This window comes from Sphaerisporangium rhizosphaerae, assembly GCF_042665155.1.
Lineage (GTDB): Bacteria > Actinomycetota > Actinomycetes > Streptosporangiales > Streptosporangiaceae > Sphaerisporangium > Sphaerisporangium rhizosphaerae.
In genome coordinates this window covers 212,650-238,244 of sequence record NZ_JBHTCG010000008.1, presented here as the reverse complement: position 1 = coordinate 238,244, position 25,595 = coordinate 212,650, and the positions used below count along the sequence as shown (strand labels likewise).

General features: G+C 70.2%; 23 protein-coding genes and 1 pseudogene. 23 read left to right on the top strand and 1 reads right to left on the bottom strand.

Annotated elements, in window-relative coordinates:
* The first annotated feature begins 84 nt into the window (after positions 1 to 84).
* From thrC to ACFQSB_RS14885, 11 genes and pseudogenes are all read left to right on the top strand, one after another.
* Positions 85 to 1,143, top strand: coding sequence for a threonine synthase (gene thrC, locus ACFQSB_RS14935; RefSeq protein ID WP_354841803.1), 1,059 nt, complete (start codon positions 85 to 87; stop codon positions 1,141 to 1,143).
* 240 nt (positions 1,144 to 1,383) lie between these two features.
* Positions 1,384 to 2,322, top strand: coding sequence for a homoserine kinase (thrB, locus tag ACFQSB_RS14930; protein ID WP_380827135.1), 939 nt, complete (start codon positions 1,384 to 1,386; stop codon positions 2,320 to 2,322).
* 451 nt (positions 2,323 to 2,773) lie between these two features.
* Positions 2,774 to 4,819: a transcription termination factor Rho gene (gene rho, locus ACFQSB_RS14925; protein WP_380826997.1), complete on the top strand. Its 2,046-nt coding sequence runs from the start codon at positions 2,774 to 2,776 to the stop codon at positions 4,817 to 4,819.
* Between the two features lie 554 nt (positions 4,820 to 5,373).
* Positions 5,374 to 6,666 carry a sensor histidine kinase gene (locus ACFQSB_RS14920; RefSeq protein ID WP_380826996.1) on the top strand — a complete coding sequence of 431 codons (1,293 nt, stop codon included), beginning with the start codon at positions 5,374 to 5,376 and terminating at the stop codon, positions 6,664 to 6,666.
* Positions 6,667 to 6,975: 309 nt separating this feature from the next.
* Entirely contained in the window at positions 6,976 to 7,623 is a 648-nt protein-coding gene (locus tag ACFQSB_RS14915) for a response regulator transcription factor (RefSeq protein WP_354916489.1), read from the top strand.
* Positions 7,624 to 8,175: 552 nt separating this feature from the next.
* Positions 8,176 to 8,394 (top strand): 50S ribosomal protein L31, encoded by a 219-nt coding sequence (gene rpmE / locus ACFQSB_RS14910; RefSeq protein ID WP_354841816.1) that lies wholly within the window; start codon positions 8,176 to 8,178, stop codon positions 8,392 to 8,394.
* A gap of 120 nt (positions 8,395 to 8,514) precedes the next feature.
* A complete protein-coding gene (prfA, locus tag ACFQSB_RS14905; protein ID WP_380826995.1) occupies positions 8,515 to 9,567 on the top strand; it encodes a peptide chain release factor 1 in 1,053 nt (350 codons plus the stop codon).
* A gap of 83 nt (positions 9,568 to 9,650) precedes the next feature.
* Positions 9,651 to 10,505 carry a peptide chain release factor N(5)-glutamine methyltransferase gene (gene prmC, locus ACFQSB_RS14900; RefSeq protein ID WP_380826993.1) on the top strand — a complete coding sequence of 285 codons (855 nt, stop codon included), beginning with the start codon at positions 9,651 to 9,653 and terminating at the stop codon, positions 10,503 to 10,505.
* A gap of 58 nt (positions 10,506 to 10,563) precedes the next feature.
* A pseudogene (locus tag ACFQSB_RS14895) lies at positions 10,564 to 11,190 on the top strand (L-threonylcarbamoyladenylate synthase); the annotation flags it as partial.
* 698 nt (positions 11,191 to 11,888) lie between these two features.
* The gene (locus ACFQSB_RS14890) at positions 11,889 to 13,802 is read left to right on the top strand and encodes a hypothetical protein (RefSeq protein WP_380826992.1); all 1,914 of its coding nucleotides are present in this window, start codon (positions 11,889 to 11,891) and stop codon (positions 13,800 to 13,802) included.
* A 16-nt stretch (positions 13,803 to 13,818) separates the two neighbouring features.
* Positions 13,819 to 14,196 (top strand): hypothetical protein, encoded by a 378-nt coding sequence (locus tag ACFQSB_RS14885; protein WP_354841827.1) that lies wholly within the window; start codon positions 13,819 to 13,821, stop codon positions 14,194 to 14,196.
* A gap of 241 nt (positions 14,197 to 14,437) precedes the next feature.
* Here the strand turns inward: ACFQSB_RS14885 and ACFQSB_RS14880 are convergent, their stop codons facing one another.
* Positions 14,438 to 14,641: a hypothetical protein gene (locus ACFQSB_RS14880; protein WP_380826989.1), complete on the bottom strand. Its 204-nt coding sequence runs from the start codon at positions 14,639 to 14,641 to the stop codon at positions 14,438 to 14,440.
* Positions 14,642 to 14,677: 36 nt separating this feature from the next.
* Here ACFQSB_RS14880 and ACFQSB_RS14875 point away from each other — a divergent pair, with 36 nt between their 5' ends.
* The 12 genes from ACFQSB_RS14875 (at position 14,678) to ACFQSB_RS14820 (ending at position 25,532) form a co-directional block, all read left to right on the top strand.
* Complete coding sequence (locus ACFQSB_RS14875) at positions 14,678 to 15,901, top strand: serine hydroxymethyltransferase (RefSeq protein WP_380826987.1); 1,224 nt, start codon at positions 14,678 to 14,680, stop codon at positions 15,899 to 15,901.
* Between the two features lie 61 nt (positions 15,902 to 15,962).
* The gene (locus tag ACFQSB_RS14870) at positions 15,963 to 17,201 is read left to right on the top strand and encodes a glycosyltransferase family 4 protein (protein WP_354841832.1); all 1,239 of its coding nucleotides are present in this window, start codon (positions 15,963 to 15,965) and stop codon (positions 17,199 to 17,201) included.
* A gap of 210 nt (positions 17,202 to 17,411) precedes the next feature.
* Positions 17,412 to 17,840, top strand: a complete 429-nt coding sequence (locus ACFQSB_RS14865; RefSeq protein ID WP_380826985.1) for a hypothetical protein — start codon at positions 17,412 to 17,414, stop codon at positions 17,838 to 17,840.
* 289 nt (positions 17,841 to 18,129) lie between these two features.
* Positions 18,130 to 18,921, top strand: coding sequence for a F0F1 ATP synthase subunit A (atpB, locus tag ACFQSB_RS14860; protein ID WP_380826984.1), 792 nt, complete (start codon positions 18,130 to 18,132; stop codon positions 18,919 to 18,921).
* Positions 18,922 to 19,012: 91 nt separating this feature from the next.
* Complete coding sequence (atpE, locus tag ACFQSB_RS14855) at positions 19,013 to 19,246, top strand: ATP synthase F0 subunit C (RefSeq protein WP_354841841.1); 234 nt, start codon at positions 19,013 to 19,015, stop codon at positions 19,244 to 19,246.
* A gap of 32 nt (positions 19,247 to 19,278) precedes the next feature.
* The gene (locus ACFQSB_RS14850; RefSeq protein ID WP_354841844.1) at positions 19,279 to 19,818 is read left to right on the top strand and encodes a F0F1 ATP synthase subunit B; all 540 of its coding nucleotides are present in this window, start codon (positions 19,279 to 19,281) and stop codon (positions 19,816 to 19,818) included.
* Positions 19,818 to 20,627, top strand: coding sequence for a F0F1 ATP synthase subunit delta (locus ACFQSB_RS14845; RefSeq protein WP_380826982.1), 810 nt, complete (start codon positions 19,818 to 19,820; stop codon positions 20,625 to 20,627). The genes ACFQSB_RS14850 and ACFQSB_RS14845 overlap by 1 nt, the downstream gene beginning before the upstream one ends.
* A gap of 40 nt (positions 20,628 to 20,667) precedes the next feature.
* A complete protein-coding gene (atpA, locus tag ACFQSB_RS14840) occupies positions 20,668 to 22,317 on the top strand; it encodes a F0F1 ATP synthase subunit alpha (protein ID WP_354841849.1) in 1,650 nt (549 codons plus the stop codon).
* 3 nt (positions 22,318 to 22,320) lie between these two features.
* Positions 22,321 to 23,223 (top strand): F0F1 ATP synthase subunit gamma, encoded by a 903-nt coding sequence (locus ACFQSB_RS14835; RefSeq protein ID WP_380826981.1) that lies wholly within the window; start codon positions 22,321 to 22,323, stop codon positions 23,221 to 23,223.
* A 9-nt stretch (positions 23,224 to 23,232) separates the two neighbouring features.
* Positions 23,233 to 24,660 (top strand): F0F1 ATP synthase subunit beta, encoded by a 1,428-nt coding sequence (atpD, locus tag ACFQSB_RS14830; protein ID WP_380826979.1) that lies wholly within the window; start codon positions 23,233 to 23,235, stop codon positions 24,658 to 24,660.
* 52 nt (positions 24,661 to 24,712) lie between these two features.
* Positions 24,713 to 25,114, top strand: a complete 402-nt coding sequence (locus tag ACFQSB_RS14825; protein WP_354916508.1) for a F0F1 ATP synthase subunit epsilon — start codon at positions 24,713 to 24,715, stop codon at positions 25,112 to 25,114.
* Between the two features lie 13 nt (positions 25,115 to 25,127).
* Positions 25,128 to 25,532, top strand: coding sequence for a DUF2550 domain-containing protein (locus tag ACFQSB_RS14820; RefSeq protein WP_380826977.1), 405 nt, complete (start codon positions 25,128 to 25,130; stop codon positions 25,530 to 25,532).
* Positions 25,533 to 25,595 lie beyond the last annotated feature (63 nt).

Below are 25,595 nucleotides of genomic sequence, written 5' to 3'. Positions count from 1 at the left end.
GTGCCTGATACCGCTGGTAGCGGGACCCCATGGTTACGCGCCGTCGTGCCCGCTCGACCCGGGCCGGGCGCGGGAGGAGTGACGATGCTCAGGGCTTGGCGTGGCCTTATCGAGGAATACCGTGACCGGCTCCCCGTGACCACGACGACGCCCGTCGTCACCCTGCTGGAGGGCGGCACGCCGCTGGTCCCGGCCAGGCGCGTCTCCGCGCTCACCGGCTGCGAGGTGTATCTCAAGGTCGAGGGCCTCAATCCCACCGGCAGCTTCAAAGACCGCGGTATGACCGTGGCCATCAGCAAGGCCCTCGAAGAGGGCGCCAAGGCCGTCATCTGCGCCTCCACCGGCAACACCAGCGCCTCCGCGGCCGCCTACGCCGTCCGGGCCGGGCTCACCTGCGCGGTGCTCGTGCCGCGCGGCAAGATCGCCATGGGCAAGCTGGCGCAGGCCCTCGTGCACGGCGCCCGGCTGCTCCAGGTCGACGGCTCCTTCGACGACTGCCTCGAGATGACGTGCAAGCTCGCAGAGAACTACCCGATCGCCCTGGTCAACTCGGTCAACCCGCACCGCCTCCAGGGGCAGAAGACCGCGGCGTTCGAGATCGTGGACGCCCTCGGCGACGCGCCGGACGTCCACTGCATCCCGGTGGGCAACGCCGGCAACATCTCCGCCTACTGGATGGGCTACCGCGAGTACGCCGAGAGCTCGGCGGCCACCCACACCCCGCGCATGCTGGGCTTCCAGGCCAAGGGGGCGGCGCCCATCGTCGATGGCGCCCCGGTCACCCATCCGCAGACGATCGCCACGGCCATCCGCATCGGCAACCCGGCCTCCTGGCATCTCGCAGAGGCCGCGCGCGACGAGTCCGGGGGCGACATCCAGGCCGTCACCGACCGCCAGATCGCCGCCGCGTACAAACTGCTCGCCCAGGAGGAAGGCGTGTTCGTCGAGCTCGCCTCGGCGACGAGCGTCGCGGGCCTGCTGCAGGCCCACGAGCAGGGGCTGGTCCGCCCGGGCCAGCGCGTCGTGTGCACCGTCACCGGCAACGGCCTGAAGGACCCCGACTGGGCGATCTCCGGCGCGCCCACCCCGCTCACCATCCCGGTCGACGCCTTCGCGGCGGCCGCCGCGCTCGAACTCGCCTGACACACCGGGCGCCGCCCCGAGACCCACCCGCCGGTGATCCGGCGGGTGGACTCTTCCGCCTACGTGGACCGGCCCCGCGAAGGGGCCGTTCCCATGCGACCCGCCGGGCGGTGACCGCACGGCCGCCCCGGCGGCGACCCGGCGGCGACCCGGCGGCGACCCCGCGGCGGCCCCGCGGCGCATGACGCGCGGCGCGGTCGTATGATCGGCCGAGATCGACCCCATCCCTTGAGGAAACGCATGTCACCGAGCAGCACCGTCGTGGTCCGCGTGCCCGCCACCAGCGCGAACCTCGGGCCGGGCTTCGACTCTCTGGGGCTCGCCCTGACCCTGTACGACGAGGTCGAGGTCTCGATCCTCGACGACGCGCCGGGCGCCGAGGGGAACGGCCCGGGCGTCGAGGTCCACGTCGAGGGCGAGGGCGCGGGCGAGCTGGACACCGGCGAGGGCCATCTGATCGTCAGGGCCGTCCGTGCCACGCTCGATCTCGCGGGCGCGTCGCAGCCGCGGCGCCTGAGATTGCGGTGTCACAACCGCATCCCGCACGCGCGCGGCCTCGGATCCTCCTCGGCGGCCATCTGCGCCGGCATCCTCGCCGCCCGTGCGCTCGCCGCGCCCTCGCTCTCCGACGACGACGTCTTCACGCTGGCCACGCGCATGGAGGGGCATCCCGACAACGTCGCGCCCTGCCTGTCCGGAGGACTCACGATCGCGTGGAGCGACTTGTCCGGAACACCGCATAAGCTGGAACTGAGCCCGCATGGGGGCGTCCGACCTGTGGTGTGCGTGCCGAGAACCCGGCTCTCCACCGAGGAGGCGCGCGGGCTTCTGCCGAAGGACGTGCCGCACGCCGACGCGGCGGCCAACGCCGGACGCGCGGCCCTGCTGATCGCGGCGCTCACCCAGCGACCCGAGAGCGGGCTGTTGCTCGCCGCCACCGAAGACCGTCTCCACCAGGCCTACCGCGCGCCTGCGATGCCGGGCACCGCTGATCTGGTAGAACGTCTCCGCGTGGCAGGGGTTCCCGCCGTCGTCTCCGGAGCCGGTCCTACGGTTCTGGTGTTCGGAACGGCGGATACCCATGATTTGATCGCGTCGGAAGTGGGTAGTGACTGGCACATCCAGCCATTGGACGTCGATCGGTCCGGCGCGAGCGTTGAATCTCCCGAGACACGCTGATGCATCTTCGACCTTCAGGGAATAGCAGTGTGCGCTGGTGATGTTAGGCTGATAGCCGCACCAGATGCCCCCGTTGCGGGTGCGTGCTTGTCAGCCATACATCGCTGGATCGCGCCTTGGGTCGCAAGACACAGGCCGCACAGCGGGCTTCCCGAATTCATCGCCTCCGGTTGCTCCACATCCGGTTGGTGCGTCGAGGAGCGGCGTAATCGGGGACATGCGCGTTCGACTGACATCGACATCTGGTCGGCGGTAACCAGCCGGGGGGCGACCCCCGGGCCCCCAACGGCTCACGAATCTCGACGGTGACGGCCACGGGCCGGTTCGACGCACCGGTTTACCGACACCTTAGAGCTTCGTCCAGCCCGACCCGGTCTGTCCCGCCGGGTCGCACCACCGGGACGCCTGGCTGATCGTGGCCGACGCCCGACCCCTGGGAAGGACCTTTTAGTTGAGCGACACCACCGAACTCCTCTCCGACGCCCCCGGCGCAGCGCCGTCGGCCGCCGGCGACACCCCCACCCGCGCCGCGGCCAGGCCGCGCCGTCGCTCCGGCACCGGCCTCGCGGCCATGGTGCTGCCCGAGCTGCAGGCTCTCGCGTCGAGCCTGGGCATCAGCGGGACCGGACGGATGCGCAAGAGCCAGCTGATCGCGGCCATCCAGGAGAAGCAGGGCGTATCTGCTGACGGTGCCTCCACCTCCGCCCCTGCCGCCCCCGCCGAGCCTGTCGCCGCCCCGGCTCCCGCGGTCGCCGCCGAGCCGGTGGCCGAGCGCCCGGCCCGTACCCGTCGGGAACGTTCCCGCCCCGCGCCGGTCGAGGCCGTCGTCGAGACCCGCGAAGAGCGCGCTCCCGCGGCCGAGACGCAGGCTCCCGAGCAGGCCCCGGCCGCCCCGGCCGCCGTCTCCACGCCGGTCGAGGCTCCGCAGGCCGAGGGCCGTCCCGAGCGCGGCGAGTCCCGTCGTGAGCGCGGCGAGCGCCGCGGCCGTGGCGCCGACCGTCGTGACCGCGGGGACAACCGTCCCGACAACCGCAACGACAACAGCCGTCCCGAGCAGCGCGCCGCAGACGCGGGTGACGCCCAGGGCCGCCGCGAGCAGACCCGCGATCAGGGGCGCGACCGCGACCAGACCCGCGACCGCGACCAGTCTCGTGACCGTGACCAGCCCCGGGGTGACCGCGACCAGGGACGTCAGCAGACGCGCGACCAGGGCCGTGACCAGGGCCGTGACCAGGGCCGTGACCAGGACCGTGACCTGCAGGGCGACGACGACCGCCGCGGACGCCGCGGACGGTTCCGCGAGCGCAACCGCCGCGGGCGCGACCGTTTCGACAGCAACGAGCCCGTGATCGGCGACGACGACGTCCTGATCCCGATCGCCGGCATCCTCGACATCCTGGACAACTACGCGTTCGTCCGCACCAGCGGTTACCTGCCGGGCGCCAACGACGTGTACGTCTCGCTCGCGCAGATCCGCCGCAACGGCCTGCGCAAGGGTGACGTCATCACCGGAGCGGTGCGCCAGCCCCGCGATGGCGAGCGCCGTGAGAAGTTCAACGCCCTGGTGCGGCTCGACACCGTCAACGGCATGGACCCGGAGCAGTCGCGCAACCGCCCCGACTTCTCCAAGCTCACGCCGCTCTACCCGCAGGAGCGCCTGCGGCTGGAGACCGATGCCAACATCCTGACGACGCGCATCATCGACCTGGTGGCGCCCATCGGCAAGGGCCAGCGTGGTCTCATCGTCTCCCCGCCGAAGGCCGGCAAGACGATGGTGCTCCAGGCGATCGCCAACGCGATCACCCGGAACAACCCTGAGTGCCACCTGATGGTCGTCCTGGTGGACGAGCGTCCGGAAGAGGTCACCGACATGCAGCGGTCGGTGAAGGGCGAGGTCATCCACTCGACCTTCGACCGTCCCGCCGAGGACCACACCACCGTCGCCGAGCTCGCCATCGAGCGCGCCAAGCGGCTGGTGGAGCTGGGCCACGACGTGGTCGTCCTGCTCGACTCCATCACCCGCCTCGGCCGCGCCTACAACCTGGCGGCCCCGGCGTCCGGGCGCATCCTGTCCGGTGGTGTCGACTCCACCGCCCTGTACCCGCCCAAGCGGTTCTTCGGCGCCGCCCGCAACATCGAGAACGGCGGCTCGCTGACGATCCTCGCCACGGCGCTGGTCGAGACCGGCTCCAAGATGGACGAGGTCATCTTCGAGGAGTTCAAGGGCACCGGCAACGCCGAGCTGAAGCTCAACCGCTCCCTGGCCGACAAGCGCATCTTCCCCGCGGTGGACGTCGACGCGTCCGGCACCCGCAAGGAAGAGATCCTGATGTCCAGGGACGAGCTGCAGATCGTCTGGAAGCTGCGCCGCGTGCTGCACGCCCTCGACATGCAGCAGGCTCTGGAACTGCTGCTGGAGAAGATGCGCGAGACGCAGTCCAACGCCGAGTTCCTGCTCCAGGTCCAGAAGACCACGGTCAGCTCCGACCGCGACTGACCCGGCCCGCCCCGCCCGGGGCACGCCCACGTCACAGCCCGTCCCTGTCCGGCCCCGGCCGGAAGGACCGGCCTGCCGACCAGGGCCTCCCAGGGCGGGCGCGGCAGCCGGCCGGACCACCCCACCTCCGCCGCCCCGGAAACCTTCCGAGGGCGGCGGTGGTGTCGCCCCGCTCCCTCCGGTCCGTGCCGGTACCCGGTCACCCGAGGGCGGTGGTGGTGTCGCCTCGCTCGGTCCGTGGCGGTGACCCGGTCAACCCGTCAGCCGAGGATGGCGGTGGTGTTCCCCGCTCCCTCCGGTCGTACCGGCTATCCGGTCCGCCCCTCAGCCCGAGGATCGCGGTCGTGGTCTCCGGGTCCTCCGCCCATGCCGGTACCGGCTCGCCCGTCCGCCTTATCGCCGATCGGCGCTCAGGTGCAGGGCCGAAGGTAGGGCTGGCCACACCCCACTCCTGGTGCCATCTCCATGGCGCCGAGCCCGCGGGCTTGGCAGGCTCTTTCCGTACGGCCGGACGGGCCGTCGCCGACGACGCGATTCGGATCGGAGGGCATGCCATGGCCGGCGAGACGGCGTCCGGGCGCCCGCCGTTGCGGCTGAGGGTGCCGCTCGGCGCGCGTGGCCCGCTCGGGCTGCTCGTCGATCCCATCACCTGGCGCGCGGTGCCCTATCTGCTGCTCAGCATGTTCTGGGGCGTCACCTGGTTCGTCATCCTCCTGACCGGTCTGGCGCTCTCCTTCGCCACGGTGGCCATCTGGGTCGGCCTGCCACTGCTGGTGCTCACCATGCTCGTCTGGCGGGGCGGTGCCATGCTCGAACGGCGGCTGCTCCGCCTGGCGTTCGGCGTGACCATCCGCGATCCCTACCAGCCCATGGCCGGCGGTGGCGTCCTGGCTCGTCTGCGCCGGCTCTTCGCCGACCCCGCCACCTACAAAGATCTCGGCTATCTGTTCCTGCTGTTGCCCCTCGGGCTGGTCGAGTCGCTGGCGACGTTCACGCTGGGCGTCGTCTCCAGTGTGCTGATCACGCAGCCGATCCTGGTGCTGTTCGGCGTGCCCACCCGCGTCAGCGAGCGCCTTCTGATCGACACCCTGCCCGAGGCGCTGCCCTGGGTGCCGGCCGGGCTCGCCCTGCTCTGCGTGACGCTGTACGTCGTGCGGGGCATGGCGTGGATCCACGGCATGCTGGCCGGGGCGCTGCTCGGCGCGGGCGACGAGGCGCGGGTCAGGCACCTGCAGGCCAGCCGGGCCAGAGGCGTGGACGCCGCCGAGGCCGAGCGCCGCCGCATCGAGCGCGATCTGCACGACGGCGCCCAGCAGCGGCTGCTGGCGGTGGTGCTCGATCTCGGCAGGGCGCAGGCGAAGTTCGACACCGAGCCCGACGAGGCACGCGGGCTGCTCGCGCAGGCCCACGCGGGCACCAAGGCCGCCATCGCCGAGTTGCGCGACCTGGCGCGCGGCATCTATCCGGCCATCCTCACCGACAGAGGGCTGGACGCCGCGCTGTCGGCGCTGGCCGCCCGGGCCCCGGTGCGGGTGACGGTCTCGGTGGACATCGCCGATCGCCCGCCCGCGGCCGTCGAGAGCATCGCCTACTTCATCGTCGCCGAGTCCCTGGCGAACATCGCCAAGCACTCGATGGCGACGGAGGCGTCGGTCTGGGTGGGGCGTCAGGAGCAGCGGGTTGTGGTCGAGGTGCGCGACAACGGAGTGGGCGGTGCCGGGGCGCGGCCGGGCGGTGGCCTCGCGGGCCTGGCCGACCGCGCGGCCACCATCGACGGCACGCTGACCGTCGAAAGCCCGCCGGGCGGCCCCACTCTCGTCCGCGCGGCCTTACCCTGCGAATGGTGACCTCCCCACCGATCAGTGCGGTCCACCGATCAGTGCGGTGCACCGATCGGCGCGGTGCACCGCGATCAATGCGGTGCACCGACCGGCGCTGTGCACCGGCCCACGCGGTCCGGTGGCCGGCGCACCGGCGCCGGCAGAGCCGGGTGGTACGTCACGAAGCGGACGCACGGGTTCGGCGCGGCGGGCCGGCCGGCATGGCGGTGCGGGCCACTGCGGTGATCTCGGCTGCGGCGCCGCCAGGGCCGCCGCGGCCGCCGCCCCTTGAGGGGTCGTGCGGCCTGAGGTGAGGGTGAGGATGGAGGTGGACGGGTGCGGGTGGTGATCGCGGAGGACTCCGTGCTGCTGCGGGAAGGCCTGGTCAGGCTGCTCGGTGACGGCGGCATCGAGACCGTGGCCGCCGTGGGCGACGGGCCCGGGCTGGTCGAGGCGGTGCGCGCGCACCGGCCCGATCTCGCGGTGGTCGATGTCCGCATGCCGCCGAGCCACACCGACGAGGGCCTGCGCGCGGCGCTGGAGGCCCGGTCCGTGCTGCCTCGTCTTCCGGTGCTCGTGCTGTCGCAGTACGTCGAGGAGCGGTACGCCGCCGAGCTCATCGGGCGGAACGCCGCCGCGGTGGGCTATCTGCTCAAGGAGCGGGTCGCCGATGTGACCGAGTTCCTCGAGGCCGTCCGCCGGGTGGCGGGCGGCGGGACGGTCATCGACCCGGAGGTCGTGATCCAGTTGCTGAGCCGCCGGGGCGGCCACGAGCCCCTGGACTCCCTCACCGCCAGGGAGTCGGAGGTGCTGGCGCTGATGGCGGAGGGCCGGTCGAACAACGCGATCGCCGCGCGTCTCGGCATCAGCGACGGTGCGGTCGAGAAGCACATCTCCGGCATCTTCGGCAAGCTGGGACTCGATCCCGCCCCCGATGACCATCGCCGCGTCCTCGCCGTCCTCGCCTACCTCCGCCGCGTCTGATCCCGGCGACCACCGCCACGCCGCTGCCGTGCTCGCCTTCTCTCGCGGGTTCCACGCCGGTGATCCGCCGCCGTACTCGGCCACTCCTCTGATCCCGGCGGCCGCCGCCATGCTGCTGCCGTGCTCGCCTTCTCCTGCGGGTCCGATGCCGGTGATCCGCCGCCGTGTCTTCGGCCACTCCTTACCTTGGGCGGACCTCATCCTGGCGGTCACATTTCTCTTCGTCCGACTGTCTTCGTCGTGTCCGAGGCCCAGGTGCGAGGGGTGATAAGGGGCTGCGCTCGGCACTGTTACCGAACTTTTGCGGTCCTGTGGGGGATTTGTGGGCAGTGGCGGTGTCCTGGGGCCTAGGCTCGGCGAGTCACCTGGGCCGCCCGGGGACAGGTGCCGGGTCCGGCCCTCGCCGGGGAATGCGCGATGGCCTGGCGAGGTTGGAGGATCTGGCACACTGGTAGCCGACCCAGTTCGGCGGTTCCGGTTCCCGCCCGTCCGCGTGTCACCTGACCGCGTGAGACCAAGGCGACCCGGCGGCCGCGCCAGAGAGGATTACAGATGAAGCCCGACATTCACCCGGACTATGTCACCACCCAGGTGACGTGCAGCTGTGGCAACAGCTTCACCACCCGCAGCACCGCCAAGAACGGCGTGATCCACGCCGACGTGTGCTCGGCCTGCCACCCCTTCTACACGGGCAAGCAGAAGATCCTGGACACCGGTGGCCGGGTGGCCCGCTTCGAGAAGCGTTTCGGCAAGAAGCCCGCGAGCAAGTAGCTCCGCGCCCGACGCCGGCTCGGCATCGCTCCCGCTCGCGGGAGCGATGCCCGGGTCGGCGTTCTTGGTAGAGGGCCCAGGTGGTGCAGCAAGCCGGTGGTGAAGGAAGAAGGACGCACGGTGAATCTCGACGAGTTGCTCAACGAGTATGCGGAGCTTGAGCAGAGGCTCGCCGATCCCGCTGTGCACGCCGACCAGAACCAGGCGCGCACCCTCGGCAAGCGCTACGCGCAGCTGACCCCCATCGTGTCGGCCTACCGCGAGCTCGAGAGCGTCCGCGACGACCTGCAGGCGGCCAAGGAACTCGCCGCCGAGGACGCCGCGTTCGCCGAGGAGGCCGTGCAACTGGAGGGCCGCGTCGCCCCGCTCGAAGAGCGGCTCAAACACCTGCTCATCCCGCGTGATCCCAACGATGACAAGGACATCATCATGGAGATCAAGGCGGGGGAGGGCGGCGAGGAGTCGGCGCTTTTCGCCGGCGACCTGCTCCGCATGTACCTGCGGTACGCCGAGCGCATCGGGTGGAAGGCCGAGATCATCGACGCCCAGCACTCCGATCTCGGCGGCTACAAGGACGTCACGGTCGCGGTGAAGGGCAAGGGCTCCGACGGCGTCTGGTCCCGTCTGAAGTACGAGGGCGGCGTCCATCGGGTCCAGCGAGTGCCGGTCACCGAGTCGCAGGGCCGCATCCACACCTCCGCGGCCGGCGTCCTGGTGTACCCGGAGGCGGAGGAGGTCGACGTCCAGATCGACCCCAACGACCTGCGCATCGACGTGTTCCGCAGCTCCGGCCCCGGAGGCCAGAGCGTCAACACCACCGACTCCGCGGTGCGCATCACCCACGTGCCGACCGGTGTGGTCGTCTCCTGCCAGAACGAGAAGAGCCAGCTCCAGAACAAGGAGTCCGCGCTGCGCATCCTGCGGGCGCGGCTGCTGGCGATCGCACAGGAGGAGGCCGACGCCGCGGCCTCGGCCGAGCGCAAGTCGCAGGTGCGCACGGTCGACCGCTCCGAGCGCGTCCGCACCTACAACTATCCCGAGAACCGCATCTCCGACCACCGCGTAGGTTTCAAGGCGTACAACCTCGACCAGGTGCTGGACGGTGACCTCTCCGCGGTCATCCAGGCCCTCACCGACGCCGAGATGGCCGAGAAGCTCGCGGCGCACTCCTGAGCCACGTGACCTCGCCCGCCCCGCCCCCCGGCACGCAGCCGGACGCGACCACGACACCGCCGACGCCCTTCACGAAAACTCCCATGACGCTGCTGATGGACGAGATAGCCCTCGCCACCGCCCGGCTCGCCGAGGCGGGGGTGCCCTCACCGCGCACCGACGCCGAGGAGATCGCCGCGTTCGTCCACGGCGTGCGGCGCGGCCAGCTCCACACGGTGCCCGATTCGGAGTTCGACGCGCTCTTCTGGGAGGGCATCGCGCGGCGTGAGGCCCGCGAGCCGCTTCAGCACATCACCGGCCGGGCCTACTTCCGCTACCTGTCGCTTGAGGTGGGCCCAGGGGTGTTCGTGCCGCGTCCCGAGACCGAGGTGGTGGCGGGCTGGGCCATCGACCGGCTCCGCGAGATGGACGTGGCATCGCCTCTCGTCGTCGACCTCGGCACGGGGTCGGGCGCCATCGCCCTGTCGATCGCCCAGGAGGTCGCCCTCGCGCAGGTGCACGCCGTCGAGGTCGATCCCGTGGCCTACGGGTGGGCGAAGCGCAACATCGTCGAGCACGGGCTGGGACGGGTCTCCCTGCACCCGGAGGACCTCGCCGACTGCCTTCCCGAGCTGAACGGCCAGGTGGATCTGGTGGTCTCCAACCCGCCTTACATCCCGCCGGGGGCTGTGCCGCGCGACCCCGAGGTGCGCGACTACGACCCCTCGCGGGCCCTGTACGGCTCGGGGGAGGACGGGCTGGACGAGGTCCGCGCGGTCGAGCGCACGGCCCGGCGCCTGCTGCGGCCGGGTGGCCTGGTCGCGGTGGAGCACGCCGACCAGCAGGGCTCGGCCGTCTATCTGGTGTTCTCGGAAGACCGCGGCTGGCGGGACGCGCGCGACCACGCCGACCTGGCCGGCCGCGACCGGTTCGTCACGGCCCGCTACGGCCAGGAATGATTGCGGGGCGGGGGAGCCCGGCTCGGACCGGCCCGCCCACGTGGGAGGATGACAAGTCGTGAGCCGACGTTATGACTGTTCCACCGCCGAGCAGCGCGCCGCGGGCATCGCCGACGCCGCGTCCGCCATCCGGGCCGGTGAGCTGGTGGTGATCCCGACGGACACCGTCTACGGCATCGGGGCCGACGCCTTCACGCCCTTTGCCGTCAACGCCCTCCTCGAGGCCAAGGGCCGCGGCAGGGACATGCCCGTTCCCGTCCTGGTCGGCACCGTACGCGCCGCCACCGCCCTCATCGAGGACCTCGGCACCTACGGGCAGGACCTCATCGACACCTTCTGGCCCGGGCCCCTGACGATCATCTGCCGGGCGAGCCGCTCCCTCAACTGGGACCTCGGCGAGACCAAGGGCACCGTGGCGGTGCGCATGCCGCTGCACGTCGTCGCCCTTGAGCTGCTCAAGGAGACCGGTCCGATGGCGGTCAGCAGCGCCAACCGGTCGGGCGCGCCGCCCGCGACGACCGCCGCCGACGCCGAGGAGCAGCTCGGGGAGTCCGTCGCGGTCTATCTCGACGGCGGCGCCTGCGCCGACACCACGCCCTCGACGATCATCGACCTGACGACGGCCGTCCCGCGGGTGCTGCGCCAGGGCGCCATCCCGGTGGAGAAGCTGCGCGGCGTCATCGGGTACGTCGCCACCGACGCGGCCCCTGACACCGACGTCTCCGGCCTGACGGGCGCGCGGCAGGCCCTCGCCGAGGCCGCCGAGCCCACCGGCGATGCCGAGTCGGAAGACGCGTCCAAGCCCGGCGAGATCGTCACATCCGACAAGACGGCGAAGCCCGACGACGCCGTCACGTCCGACGACGTCACCGCCGCGTCCGTTGAGACCGAGAAGCCCGACGAGACCGTGAAGCGGGACGAGATCGCGAAACAGGACGAGATCGCGAAGCCGGACGAGACGGTGAAACCGGGCGACGGCGCCGAGGTCGAGGCGGCCGTCAGGCCGGAGGAGACCGTCGAGCCCGCAGAGACGGCCAAGTCCGGCCTGACCGCCAAGTCCGACGAGACCGTGAAGCCCGACGACACCCTCAAGGGTGACGACACCGCCAAGAGCGACAGGGCGATCACGGGTGGCGTGGAGACGCACACGGGCGACGAAGGCCGGTCCGACAAGCGTCCGTGATGGCGGCAGCCGGGTTGTGACCGTCGTGACTCATGCCGTATGGCTATCGTGCGGGCTCGGGGTCGAGATGCCTCAGTAGCGTGAGGTGCGTCTGTGCTCTTGAGCGACGGCCGATGGCGAGAGAGCATGGCTGCGAGCGGGCGCGAGCCTTCTCTGGAGGCGCACCAGAGGAGCGGCGGTCACGACCACGGGAGACGCCCATGGGCAAGCTGGACGGAATGGACCCCAAGCTGGTCCGTGAGCTGTTGGCCGAAGTGGGGCGCGCGGGCAAGCAGATGCGCGGCGTCGAAGGCCGTGTCACCCAGCTGACCAGCGCCGCCGGCCTTTCCGTGCCGACCACGTACCGGCCGGCCCAGGTGGCGGACGCCGGTGAGGCGTTCGTCCGTGATGTCAGCGCCCGGGTCGTCCTGCTCGAGAAGAAGGTGAAGCAGAACGACACGGTGAGCGGGCCCAAGAACATGGGCCAGAAGGCTCCCGACAAACACGACGACAAGGGCGACAAGGGCGACAAAACCCATACCGCCGACCAGGACGGGCATCCCACGTCCGACAAGGGCGACAAGGACGACGCCCCCAAGGCCAAGAACGAGAAGGGCGGCCCGCCGAAGGTCGAGAAGATCGACAAAGACGACGCCCTCAAGCACGACAAGAACGACGCGCCCAAGGCCGACAAGCACGACAAGAACGACGCGCCCAAGGCCGACAAGCACGATGCGCCGACGTCCGACACCCAGGACAAGACTCACAAGGTCGACACGCACCCCGACCAGCAGGACAAGACCGAAAAGCAGCAGCCACCAAAGGCCGAAAAGCCCGACGCCACCCCACGGCACGATCCCGCGCCCAAGCATGACCCCGCGCCGAAACACGACCCTGCGCCCAAGCATGACCCCGCGCCGAAACACGACCCTGCACCCAAGCACGACCCGACGCCCCGTGTGGATTCGGGGCCTCAGGGAGGCGAGCCGCAGTACATCGAGCCCACTGACGGCAACCCGCAGGCCGGCCCCGACAGCCGGTCTCCCCTTACTCCTCCCGAGCAACCCGACACCCCCGACCAGCAGCCGCACGCGGTCGATCAGCGTCCCGACGCGCCACAGCACCAGTCGCCTGTCCCGGATCAGCCGCCCTCGACCCCCGACCAACAACCGGGTGCGCCAGACCAGCAGCCGAACGCGGTAGATCAGCGGCCTGACGCGCAGCAGCAGTCGCCTGGTCCCGATCAGCAGCCGTCGGTTCCTGACCAGCGGCCGAGTGCGCCGGATCAGCACCAGCCGTCGGCTCCGGATCATCAGCCGAACGCGGTGGATCAGCGGCCTGACGCGCCGCAGCAGCAGTCGCCTGCTCCTGACCAGCAGTCGGATGGGGCGGACCAGCAGCCGTCGGTTCCTGATCAGCACCAGCCGTCGGGCCTTGATCAGCAGCCGAATGGGGTGGATCAGCGGCCTGATGGGCCGGTGCGGGGGCCGGATGTGGGGGATGGGCAGCTCGATACGCCTAAGGTGGACAATCCTCATGACATCGACACCTCGCAGGAGCGGACGCGGGTGATCGACGTCGACGGGGTGCGTGTCGTCGAGGTGACCATGAAGCCGCCGAGTGGGGAGTACCTGCGCTGGCTGGTGCAGAACATGGACAAGATCCCGCCGATGGACCAACCGGTGATCGTGCCGCCGGACGGGGCGCATCCAGGGCATCCGCACCCGGATGGTCCTGTCGGCCACATCCAGCCCAACGAGCCGTCCGGTACGGCCAAGCCGTCGGCGCCGCTTCCGCCGGACTCGCCGGACTCGTCCGCCGACGCCGCTTCGTCGGCGTCCGCCGGCAATCCCGGTCCGGTGGGTTCCGGGGTCGCCGAGAGTGGCCACGCGGCTCTGCAGGGGCACGTGGAGCCGGGTGAGCATGTCCGGTCGGGTCTGTACTCCCCGCCGGAAGGTGAGGCCCGTTACGGCCATTTCAGCGCCCACGGAGGGCACGCCGCCACGTTCGCGGCCGGTGACCCGTACGAGAATGGGGCTGGTGACCCGTATGAGGACCAGGCCGGAGGCCCGTACGAGGACGGGGATTCCGGTTCGTCGTCGCGGGGCAGGTTCGATCCGTCGTCCGGTTCGTGAAGGAGGGCCGCCAGAGATGTACGCCGATCCCCCGGCTCCGCAGCCGCTCCAGCCCGGAGAGAGCCCGCCCGGCTCGGCCGACCCCTTCAGCCCGGACGGGCAGGCGACGAGCTGGCGGTTCAACCCCGAGTACCAGAAGCTCATCGACCTGTGGCAGCAGGTGATGCCGATGCTGGAGCAGCTCACCACCTCGCTGGACAAGGCGCAGCAGATGGCCCGCAGCAGGGATGTCTGGGACGCGCCGGTCGCCGAGCGCTACGTCCAGGACATGAGCGAGTGGCGCAACCGCCTGAGCATGTACCGCCAGTCGGTGCTCTCGGCGATCAGCGACCAGGCCGCGGACACTCCGCGCTGGGTCCCGGTCGCGGCCGGCGCCCCCCACGCCTACAGCTGACCCGCTCAGTAGCCGACCCGCTCGGTCGTTGCGCCGCCGGTCGGTCGGGACGGCCGGCCGGTCCGGGCTCGCGGCTGGTCCGGGCTCGGGACCGGTCGGGACGAACGCCGATCGTCGGTGGGTGCGGATGGCGATGAGGGCGGGCTTACAGTGGGGAGATCGGTGTCCTTACCACGCGCGGGTCCGTGCGAGGGGAAGGAGTGGTGAGCCAGCCATGCACGCGAGACGGCCTGACCACGAATCACCCGGCCGGGGCGACCGCCCCGACCGCGACTCCGCACCGGATGCGCGCCCTGTCCAGGACTTCGCCGCGAATGCGCGTCCGGATCGCGCCCCCGTCGACGATGCGCGTCCAGATCGCGCCCCCGCCGACGACGCGCGTCCAGAGCGCGCCCCCGCCGACGATGCGCGTTCTGAGCGCGATCTGGCGCAAGGGGGTGGACATGGTGACGGGGAGTTCTATGGGCCCGACTTCGGGGAGTTGCGGCGGCGCGATCCGGAGATGGCGCAGGTGCTGCTCGACGAGCTCGACCGGATTCGCGGCGGGCTGCAGCTGATCGCCAGCGAGAACTACGCCTCTCCCGCCGTCATCGCGGCCCTCGGGTCCACGCTGACCAACAAGTACGCCGAGGGCTACCCGGGCAGGCGGTACTACGGCGGCTGCGAGGTGGTGGACCGGGCCGAGCTGCTGGCGATCGAGCGGGCGAAGGCGCTGTTCGGGGCCGATCACGTCAACGTCCAGCCGCATTCGGGCGCGTCGGCGAACCTCGCCGCGTACGCCGCGCTGCTCCGGCCGGGGGACACGGTCCTGGCGATGGCGCTGTCGCACGGCGGCCATCTCACCCACGGCTCCAAGGTGAACTTCTCCGGCCGCTGGTTCGACGTGGTGGCCTACGGGGTGCGGCGCGACACCGAGATGATCGACTACGACGAGGTCCGCGATCTCGCGCTGCGGCACCAGCCGAAGATGATCATTTGTGGCGCCACGGCCTACCCGCGGCTCATCGACCACGCGGTGTTCCGCGGGATCGCCGACGAGGTGGGCGCGTGGCTGCTGGTGGACGCCGCGCACACCATCGGCCTGGTGGCCGGCCGGGCGGTGCCCTCGCCGGTGCCGCACGCCGACGTGGTGACGTTCACGACGCACAAGGCGATGCGCGGGCCGAGGGGCGGCGGCATCCTGTGCACTTCCGAGCTGGCCTCGCGCATCGACCGGGCGGTCTTCCCCTTCACCCAGGGCGGCCCGCTGATGCACGCGGTCGCGGCCAAGGCGGTGGCGTTCGGGGAGGCGCTGCGGCCGGAGTTTCGTGCGTACGCCGCGCAGGTCATCGTGAACTGCCGCGCGCTGACCGACGCGCTGGCGGCCGAGGACATGCGCCCGGTGTCCGGCGGCACCGACAACCATCTGGCGCTCATCGACCTGCGCGGCGTCGGGGTGACCGGGGCGGCGGCCGAGCAGAGTTGCGCGCGGGCGGGCATCATCCTCAACCGCAACGCGATCCCCTACGACCCGGAACCGCCGACGGTGACCTCGGGCATCCGGGTCGGCACACCGTGCGTGACGACGCAGGGCATGGGGGTCAGCGAGATGAAGGAGATCGGATCGATGGTGGCGCAGGCCGTGCGTCATCCGGGTGCGATAGCGTCGGTGGCCGAGAGGGTGACGCAGCTCACGCGGGGTCACCCGGCATATCCACGTGGTTAATGTGCAGTTCTGTGTAATTTTTCGGTCACATCTGACCGAACAATCCGGGAAACTGGGGTCTGTGCGCGAATACCTCCTCATGGCGTCGGTGGCAGCGGTGGTCACCTACCTGCTGGTCCCGCTGGTCAGGGTTTTCGCCCTGCGCATCGGGGCGGCGCCCGAGATCCGCGAGAGAGACGTGCACACCGTCCGCACCCCTCGGCTGGGCGGCCTGGCGATGTACGCCGGCATGCTCGCGGGGCTGTTCGTGGCGAGCCGGCTGGACCACATCGGCGAGAAGCTCGCCGACCCGCGCATGGGCGACGGCCACACGGTCATCGCCCTGGCCCTCGCGGGCGGGGTCATCGTGGTCATCGGCTTTCTGGACGACTGGTGGGGCATGGACGCCTTCGTCAAGCTCGGCGGCCAGATCGCCGCGGCGGGGCTGCTGGTCGCCTTCAAGCTGACCCTGCTGTGGATCCCGCTGCCGAACGGCCAGACGGTCAGCCTGGACAACACGCTGACCACGATCATCACGATCATGGTGGTGGTCGTCGCCATCAACGCGGTGAACTTCGTGGACGGCCTGGACGGCCTGGCGGCGGGCATCGTGTGCATCGCGGCGATGGCGACCTTCGCCTGGACCGTCGCGCTGACCGACAGCCTCGACCAGGGGCGCCTCAGCATCACGGCGGCCATCACGGCCATCCTCATCGGCATGTGCCTGGGCTTCCTGCCGCACAACTTCCACCCCGCCAAGATCTTCATGGGCGACACCGGGGCGATGCTGATCGGCCTGGTGCTGGCGACCTCGGTCGTCACGGTGACCGGCACGGTCGACTACAACGGGGCGGCCGGTGACATCAACCGCTTCCCCGTCGTCCTGCCCATCCTGCTCCCGCTCGCGGTGATGGTCCTCCCGCTGGCCGACCTGATCATGGCGGTGGTGCGGCGCACTTCCTACGGCAAGTCGCCGTTCGCGCCCGACCGCGGCCACCTGCACCACCGCCTGCTGCAGATCGGCCACTCGCACCGGCGCACGGTGCTGATCATGTACGCGTGGACGTTCCTGTTCGCCGCGACGGTCGTGGGTCTGTCGGTCGGCGGGGTGCCGCTGATCGTCTTCCCGGTCGTCGTGCTGCTGGCGCTGGCCGTGCTGGTGATGATGGGCCTTCCCCTGTGGCGGTCCGGCCGGGGCGGGCGCGGTGGCGGCGTCCACGCCACGCGCCGGGGGCCGGCTCCCGACGCCGGGCCGGCGGCCGAGGACCCATCGGTGCCCGGGACGGCGGGCGCTTCCCACGTCACGGCCACCAGCGGCTGACCCGGCCCGCATCCGGGCCTGCATCCGGGGCCCGCGCGCAGATCATCTTCTGCTCTCGCCCGGGCGTTCACCTGCACGAAAGCGCAGGTAAAGGCGGCACTCCCTGAGCTTGTGATATCTTTCACTAGCAGTGGGCCCGGCAAGGCCCGGGCAACGCCAGCCCTGTAAGGTAGCAATCGCTCGCTTGACAACTGATGCCCTGGAGCACCGATGCAGGACAACGATCTCCGAATACTCAGAGCAGCCGTGATCCCGACGGCTCTGGTCGGCCTGATCGCTGTGGTGGCCGCCGCGTTCCTCGCGGGCTCCAAGGGCGCGCTCGGCTCGGGCATCGGGGTCCTCGTCGTGGTCGCCTTCTTCACCATCAGCCTGATCGTCGTCGCCTACGCCGCGCGCATCTCACCGACGATCATGATGGCCGCGGCGATGGGCACCTACCTGGTGAAGATCCTGCTGCTCGCGGTGCTGCTCGAACGCTTCGCCGACGCCACCACGTGGGATCCGCAGTCGTTCAGCCTGACCGTCATCGCCTGCACCATCTGCTGGACCATCGGCGAGGCGCGCGGTTTCCTGCGTCTTCGCATGCTCTATGTCGATCCCGAGGTCAAAGTTCCCGGCCAGGTCGAGGAGAAGAGGTGAGCCGTCATGCTCCGCACCGCCGCTTCCCTTACACTCTCATCGGCAGACGAGGTTCGACCGCTCACCGTCGGGCCCCCGAGATGACGATCTCTCGAGGCTGGCTCGATATGACTAGTCACAGCCGCGCCTGCTATTGTCGCGTGCGCGGTAAACAAGGTCGGGGAACATCTGTCGGAGCCATCGAGCCCTGGCCTCCTCGCCCTCTTTCCACTTCTCATCCGGTCCGCCCGTCCGCGGCGAGGTCACCGGATGGCCACTTGACCGATCAACACGACGAAGGGAATGACGAGTGAGCGCCACGCTGACGCCTCTCGCCTCCGATGAGTTCCAGGCTCCGGGGCTCGGCATTTTCGACTGGCCGCCGCTCGTCGAAGGTCAGGCCTGGTTCAACAAGCCGGCCCTCCTCGCGCTGGTCGGCACGCTGCTGGTCATGGTGCTCACCTACATCGCGTTCTCCCGGCCGAAGCTCGTGCCGCGAGGGTTCCAGAACGCCGGTGAGCTCGCCTACCAGTTCGTCCGCGAGCAGATCGCCCGGCCGAACCTCGGCAAGGACAGCGACCGCTGGATGCCGCTGCTGTTCACCCTGTTCCTGTTCGTGCTGGTCATGAACCTGTTCGGGTCGGTCATCTTCATCCAGTTCCCCGTGATGTCGCGCATCGGCTACCCGGCGATCCTGTCGATCTTCGTCTGGCTGCTGGTGATGTACCTGGGCATCAAGCACCAGGGGCCCATCGGCTTCTTCAAGAACGTGATGTTCCCCCCCGGCCTGCCCGGCTGGATCTACGTGCTGGTCGCGCCCATCGAGTTCATCTCGACCTTCTTCCTGCGCCACATCACCCACGCGGTCCGGCTGTTCGCCACCATGATGGCCGGCCACCTGATCATCGCGCTGTTCTCCGAGGTCGGCTGGCACTTCCTGGCCACCAACCTGACTCCGCTCGGCGCGCCGCTCGGCATCCTGGGCGTCGCGATGACCATCCTGCTGACCGCCTTCGAGATCTTCATCCAGGCGCTGCAGGCCTACGTTTTCGCGCTGCTCGCGGCGATGTTCATCAACGACGCGCTGCACCCGGCCCACTGAGACCCGCCCTCTGCGGCACCCCTTCCGTTAGCCCCGCCCGACACCTCCGGTGGGCACACACCCACTGGTCGATAGAAAAGGAAAACCACGCATGTCTGCTGCTGTTCTCGCCGAAGTGACCGGCAACCTCGGTTCCATCGGTTACGGCCTGGCGGCGATCGGCCCCGGCATCGGCATCGGCATCATCTTCGGCCAGGGCGTGCAGGCCATCGCCCGCCAGCCGGAGGCCTACGGCCTCATCCGTCAGAACATGATCCTGGGCTTCGTTTTCGCCGAGGCGCTCGCGCTGATCGGTATTGCGCTCGCGTTCGCCTTCCGGGCCTGACAGACGACCGGCTCTGAAGGAAGGCGGCATTCATGTACGCGCTAGCGGCAGAGGAAGCGACCAACCCACTCCTGCCTGACCTGGCCGAAATGGTCATCGGCGGGGTGTCGTTCCTGGTCGTTCTGTTCTTCATCGGCCGCCTCCTTGTGCCCCGCATCCAGAAGACCCTGGAGATGCGGACCGAGGCCATCGAAGGCGGCCTCAAGAAGGCCGAGGAGGCCCAGGCCGAAGCCCAGCAGACGCTGGAGGACTACCGGGCCAAGCTGGCCGAGGCCCGTCACGAGGCCGCCCGCATGCGCGAGGAGGCCCGCGAGCAGGCCGCGCAGATCAAGGCCGAGCTGCGCGAGGAGGCCCAGGCCGAGGCGCGCCGTCTCATCGAGGCGGCGCACGCCCAGATCGAGGCCGACCGCCAGCAGGCTTTCACCCAGCTGCGCGCCGAGCTCGGCCGCCTGTCCATCGAGCTGGCGAGCCGCATTGTTGGCGAGTCGCTGGAGGACCAGGCCCGGCAGAGCGGCGTCGTGGACCGCTTCCTCGATGAGCTGGAGTCCGCCGGCGAGGCGGCGGTGCGCTGATGAGGGGCCTGAGCCGTAGTTCGTTCGCCGAGGTCGAAGAGCGCTTCAACGCGGTCGCGGCCTCGGCAGACCTCGGCCGGCTGGCGCAGGATCTCGGCGCGGTCGCCGTCCTGCTCGACAACGAGCACGGGCTGCGGCGCAACCTCGCCGACCCGGCCCGCCCGGTGGAGCGCAAGGCCGAGGTCGTCCGCGGCCTGCTCGGCGGCAAGATCGCCGACGCCGCGCTGGAGACCGTCATCGCGGCCGTCTCGGCGCGGTGGTCCAGGTCGCCCGACCTGTCGGACGCCCTGGAGCGGCTCAGCGTCATCGCCTCGGCCGCCGAGGCCGAGTCGGCGAGCAGGCTCGACGACGTCGAAGACGAGCTGTTCCGCTTCGGCCGCATCGTCGAGGCCAACCCCGCGCTGCGCATGGCGCTGGTCGACCCCGCCGTCCCGGCGGACGCCAAGCGGGGGTTGGTCGCCGACCTGCTGCGCGACAGGGTGGCGCCGACGTCCCTGCGCCTGGTCACGCAGCTTGTGCTGCACCCGCGAGGACGTAGTTTGGAACGTGGGCTGGAGGAGTACGGCCAGCTCGTGGCGGAGCAGCGGCAGCAACTTGTCGCCGTGGTGCGCAGCGCGGTCTCGCTGACCGACGCGCAGAAGCAGCGCCTCACCGCCTGGTTGCGCACCACCTACGGACGGGACGTCCACCTCAACACCGAGGTGGACCCGCGGGTGCTCGGTGGGTTCTCGGTCCGGCTCGGCGACGAGCTGATCGACACCACGATCGCAGGACGTATTGAAGAAGTCCGCCGCCGGTTGGCCGGCTAGCAGTGTCAGGGCGGCCGATGATTAGGGAGACTGAAGAGAGATGTCGGAGCTGACGATCCGGCCGGACGAGATCCGGGACGCGCTTGAGCGCTTCGTTCAGGCGTACGAGCCGGAAGGCGCCGCGCGCGAGGAGATCGGGACCGTCGTCGACGCCGGCGACGGCATCGCCCACATCTCCGGCCTTCCTTCCGCGATGGCGAACGAGCTGCTGGAGTTCGAGGACGGTACGCGCGGTCTGGCGCTGAACCTGGATGTCCGCGAGATCGGCGCGGTCATCCTGGGCGAGTTCAGCGGCGTCGAGGAGGGCCAGTCGGTCCGCCGGACGGGCGAGGTCCTGTCCGTGCCGGTCGGCGACGGCTTCCTCGGCCGCGTGGTCGACCCGCTGGGCAACCCGCTCGACGGCAAGGGCGCCATCGAGGCCGAGCGGCGTCGTCCGCTCGAGCTGCAGGCCCCCTCCGTCGTCCAGCGCCAGCCGGTGAAGGAGCCGCTGCAGACCGGCCTCAAGGCGATCGACGCCATGACGCCGATCGGCCGCGGCCAGCGCCAGCTGATCATCGGCGACCGCGGCACGGGCAAGACCGCGATCGCCGTGGACACCATCCTCAACCAGCGCGAGAACTGGGCCACCGGCGACCCGACCAAGCAGGTCCGCTGCGTCTACGTCGCGGTCGGCCAGAAGGGCTCGACGATCGCGCAGGTCCGGGCACGCCTGGAGGAGGCGGGCGCGATGGAGTACACCACCATCGTCGCCGCCCCGGCCTCCGACCCGGCCGGCTTCAAGTACCTGGCGCCCTACACCGGTTCGGCCATCGGCCAGCACTGGATGTACCAGGGCAAGCACGTGCTCATCGTGTTCGACGACCTGACCAAGCAGGCCGACGCCTACCGCGCCGTGTCCCTGCTGCTGCGCCGTCCGCCGGGCCGCGAGGCGTTCCCCGGCGACGTCTTCTACTTGCACTCCCGTCTGCTGGAGCGCTGCGCCAAGCTGTCGGACGACCTCGGCGCGGGTTCGATGACCGGTCTGCCGATCATCGAGACCAAGGGCAACGACGTCTCGGCGTTCATCCCGACCAACGTGATCTCCATCACCGACGGTCAGTGCTTCCTGGAGACCGACCTGTTCAACTCGGGCGTCCGCCCGGCGATCAACGTCGGTGTCTCGGTGTCCCGAGTCGGCGGCTCGGCGCAGATCAAGGCGATGCGCAAGGTCGCCGGCACGCTGCGCCTGTCGCTGTCGCAGTACCGCGACCTGGAGGCCTTCGCGGCCTTCGCCTCCGACCTGGACGCGGCCTCCCGCGCCCAGCTCGAGCGCGGCGCCCGTCTGGTCGAGCTGCTCAAGCAGCCCCAGTACACGCCGTTCCCGGTGGAGAAGGAGGTCGTCTCGGTCTGGGCCGGCACCAGCGGCGAGCTGGACGACGTCCCGCTCGAGGACATCCGGCGCTTCGAGACCGAGTTCCTGGAGACCCTCTCCACCTCCTACAAGGGCGTCCTGGACGCCATCCGGGAGACCAGGGAGCTCGGCGACGACACCGTCACCACCCTCAAGGACGCGATCACCGAGTTCAAGAAGGGCTTCCAGACCTCCTCCGGTGAGATGCTGGTGCAGGACGAGCCCGTCGAGGCCCTGAGCGCGGACGAGGTCGGCCAGGAGAAGATCGTGAAGCACGTCCGCCCGACCGAGAAGAAGTAGCCCATGGGTGCCCAGCTAAGACTGCTGCGGCGGCGGATCCGGTCGGTCAGGTCCACGGCGAAGATCACGCGCGCCCAGGAGCTCATCGCCTCGTCCCGCATCATCAAGGCGCAGCAGCGCATGGAGGCGGCCGTCCCGTACGAGCGCGAGATCACTCGCGCGGTGTCGGCCGTCCTGAGCAACAGCGCCGACGTCGACCACCCGCTGACGGTCGCCAAGGAGCGGCCGTCCACGGCGGGCGTGCTGATCGTCACCAGCGACCGCGGCTTCGCCGGAGGCTTCAACGCCAACATCCTGCGCGAGGCCGAGGCGCTGGCCGGTCACCTGCGCGGCCGCGGCATCGAGATGAAGCCGTTCGTCGTCGGGCGCAAGGGCATCACCTGGCACCGCTTCCGCAGCCGGGAGATGAGCGGGGAATGGTCGGGCTTCTCCGACAGCCCCGCCTACGCCCACGCCAAGGAGATCGCCGGCGCGCTGGTCTCGGCCTTCGAGGACGAGAACGGCATCGACGAGATCCACGTCGTCTACACCGGGTTCGTCTCGATGCTGACGCAAGAGGTGCAGGTCAAGCGCATCCTGCCGCTCGAGGTGGAAGAGACCACCGAAGAGCCGGCCGAGGGTCCGCTGCCGTACTACGAGTTCGAGCCGACCGCGGGCGAGGTGCTCAACCAGCTCCTTCCCCGCTACATCGAGTCGCGCATCTTCAACGCGCTGCTGCAGTCGGCCGCCTCGGAGCACGCCTCGCGTCGCCGGGCGATGAAGTCGGCGACCGACAACGCCAACGAGCTCATCCGCGCGTTCACCCAGCAGATGAACCAGGCTCGTCAGGCCGAGATCACCCAGGAAATCAGCGAGATCGTCGGTGGAGCGAACGCGCTCGCCGACGCCTCTGCGGGGAAAGAGTGAGAAACCACAATGACTGTTGAGACCGTCGCGACCGCCGTAGGTCGTGTGGCCCGCGTCACGGGTCCCGTCGTCGACGTGGAGTTCCCCGTCGAGGCCATGCCGGACATCTACAACGCCCTGACCACCGAGGTCGCCCTCGGCGAGCAGTCCAGGACGCTGACCCTGGAGGTCGCCCAGCACCTCGGCGACAACCTGGTCCGCGCCATCTCCATGCAGCCCACCGACGGCCTGGTGCGCGGCGCCGCCGTCACCGACAGCGGCGGCCCCATCTCGGTGCCGGTCGGCGACGTCGTCAAGGGCCACGTGTGGAACGCGCTCGGCGAGCCGCTGGACACCGACAAGGCGTCCCTGCAGGTCAACGAGCGCTGGGGCATCCACCGCCCGTCGCCCGCCTTCGACCAGCTCGAGTCGCGCACCGAGATGCTGCCCACCGGCATCAAGGTCATCGACCTGCTCACCCCGTACGTCAAGGGTGGCAAGATCGGCCTGTTCGGCGGCGCCGGCGTCGGCAAGACCGTCCTCATCCAGGAGATGATCCGCCGCGTCGCGCTGAAGTTCTCCGGCACGTCGGTGTTCGCCGGCGTCGGCGAGCGCACCCGCGAGGGCAACGACCTGTGGCTGGAGATGGACGAGGCGGACGTCCTGAAGGACACCGCCCTGGTGTTCGGCCAGATGGACGAGCCGCCGGGCACCCGCCTGCGCGTCGCCCTGTCGGCCCTCACCATGGCCGAGTACTTCCGCGACGTCCAGAAGCAGGACGTGCTGCTGTTCATCGACAACATCTTCCGGTTCACCCAGGCCGGTTCCGAGGTGTCGACGCTGCTCGGCCGCATGCCCTCCGCCGTGGGTTACCAGCCGACGCTGGCCGACGAGATGGGCGTCCTCCAGGAGCGCATCACCTCGACCCGCGGTCACTCGATCACCTCCATGCAGGCGATCTACGTCCCCGCGGACGACATCACCGACCCGGCCCCGCACAACGCGTTCGCGCACCTCGACGCGCAGACCGTTCTGTCCCGGCCGATCTCGGAGAAGGGCATCTACCCCGCGGTGGACCCGCTCGACTCCACCTCCCGCATCCTCGACCCGCAGGTCGTCGGCGAGGAGCACTACCGGGTCGCCCAGGAGACCAAGCGCATCCTGCAGAAGTACAAGGAACTGCAGGACATCATCGCCATCCTGGGCATCGACGAGCTCTCCGAAGAGGACCGCGTCACCGTGCAGCGGGCCCGCCGCATCGAGCGCTTCCTGTCCCACCCGATGTACGCCGCCGAGGCGTTCACCGGCCAGCCGGGAGAGTTCGTGCCGGTCGAGGAGACCATCCACTCCTTCAAGGGTCTGTGCGAGGGCGAGTACGACCACCTGCCCGAGCAGGCGTTCTTCATGGTCGGCGGCATCGACCAGGCCATCGCCAAGGCCAAGGAACTGGCCCGCTGACGACGGAATGCCGGTACGGCCCCGCCGTACCGGCATTCGAGGAAGGTGTGTGATGGCAAAGCTCCGCATCGGAGTGGTGTCGCCGGAACGTGAGATCTGGTCCGGCGAGGCCGACATGGTGATTGCCAAGACCGTGGACGGCGAGATCGGTATTATGCCGAATCACGCGCCCGTGCTCGGTGTCCTCGTCGAGGGCGGCGTCCTGCGCATCCGGCGCGGCGACGGTGACGACGTCATCGCCGCCGTGCACGGCGGTTTCATCTCGGTGGCCAACAACGACGTGTCGGTGCTGGCCGAGACGGCCGAGCTCGGCTCCGAGGTGGACGTCGCGTCGGCGCGCGACGCGCTCCAGCGGGCGCTCGCCTCCGTCGAGGCCGACAACGAGGACGCCGAGGCCCAGATCGAGGCCAAACGTGCTCGGGCCCGGCTGCGTGCGGCCGGCGAAGAGGTCTGATAAATACACCGACATGAACGTGGGGGCGGCAATGGCGGCGCTTGACATACTGGTGAGCGTTGTGGTCATCGCCGCCCTGATCGTTCTGCGCGGGGTGCTGCTGGCACGATCCCGCGGGAACGTCGTATGTAGTCTGCGGACCAAAGACCGCGCATGGAGGAGTGGAGTTGCCCGCTACGCGGGCGGAGAGCTCCATTGGATCCCTTTCCTGGGACTGCGACTGAGGCCGCGCCACGCTATCGCGAGGCGCGGCCTCACCGTTTCCACCCGCCGCCCCCTTGCCGGCGACGAGGGCCCCGCCGGCTACTGGACCGTCGACTGCGCGGGTGTGTCCCTCGCCATGAGCGAGGACGCCCTCACCGGCTTCCTCGCCTGGGTCGAGTCCGCCCCTCCCAGCGCCCACCTCGACGCTGCATAGTTTTTGCCTCGCTGCGCTCGGTGGGCTCGGAGTGCCTTGAGGGATGCGGCTGGGGTTGGCCTT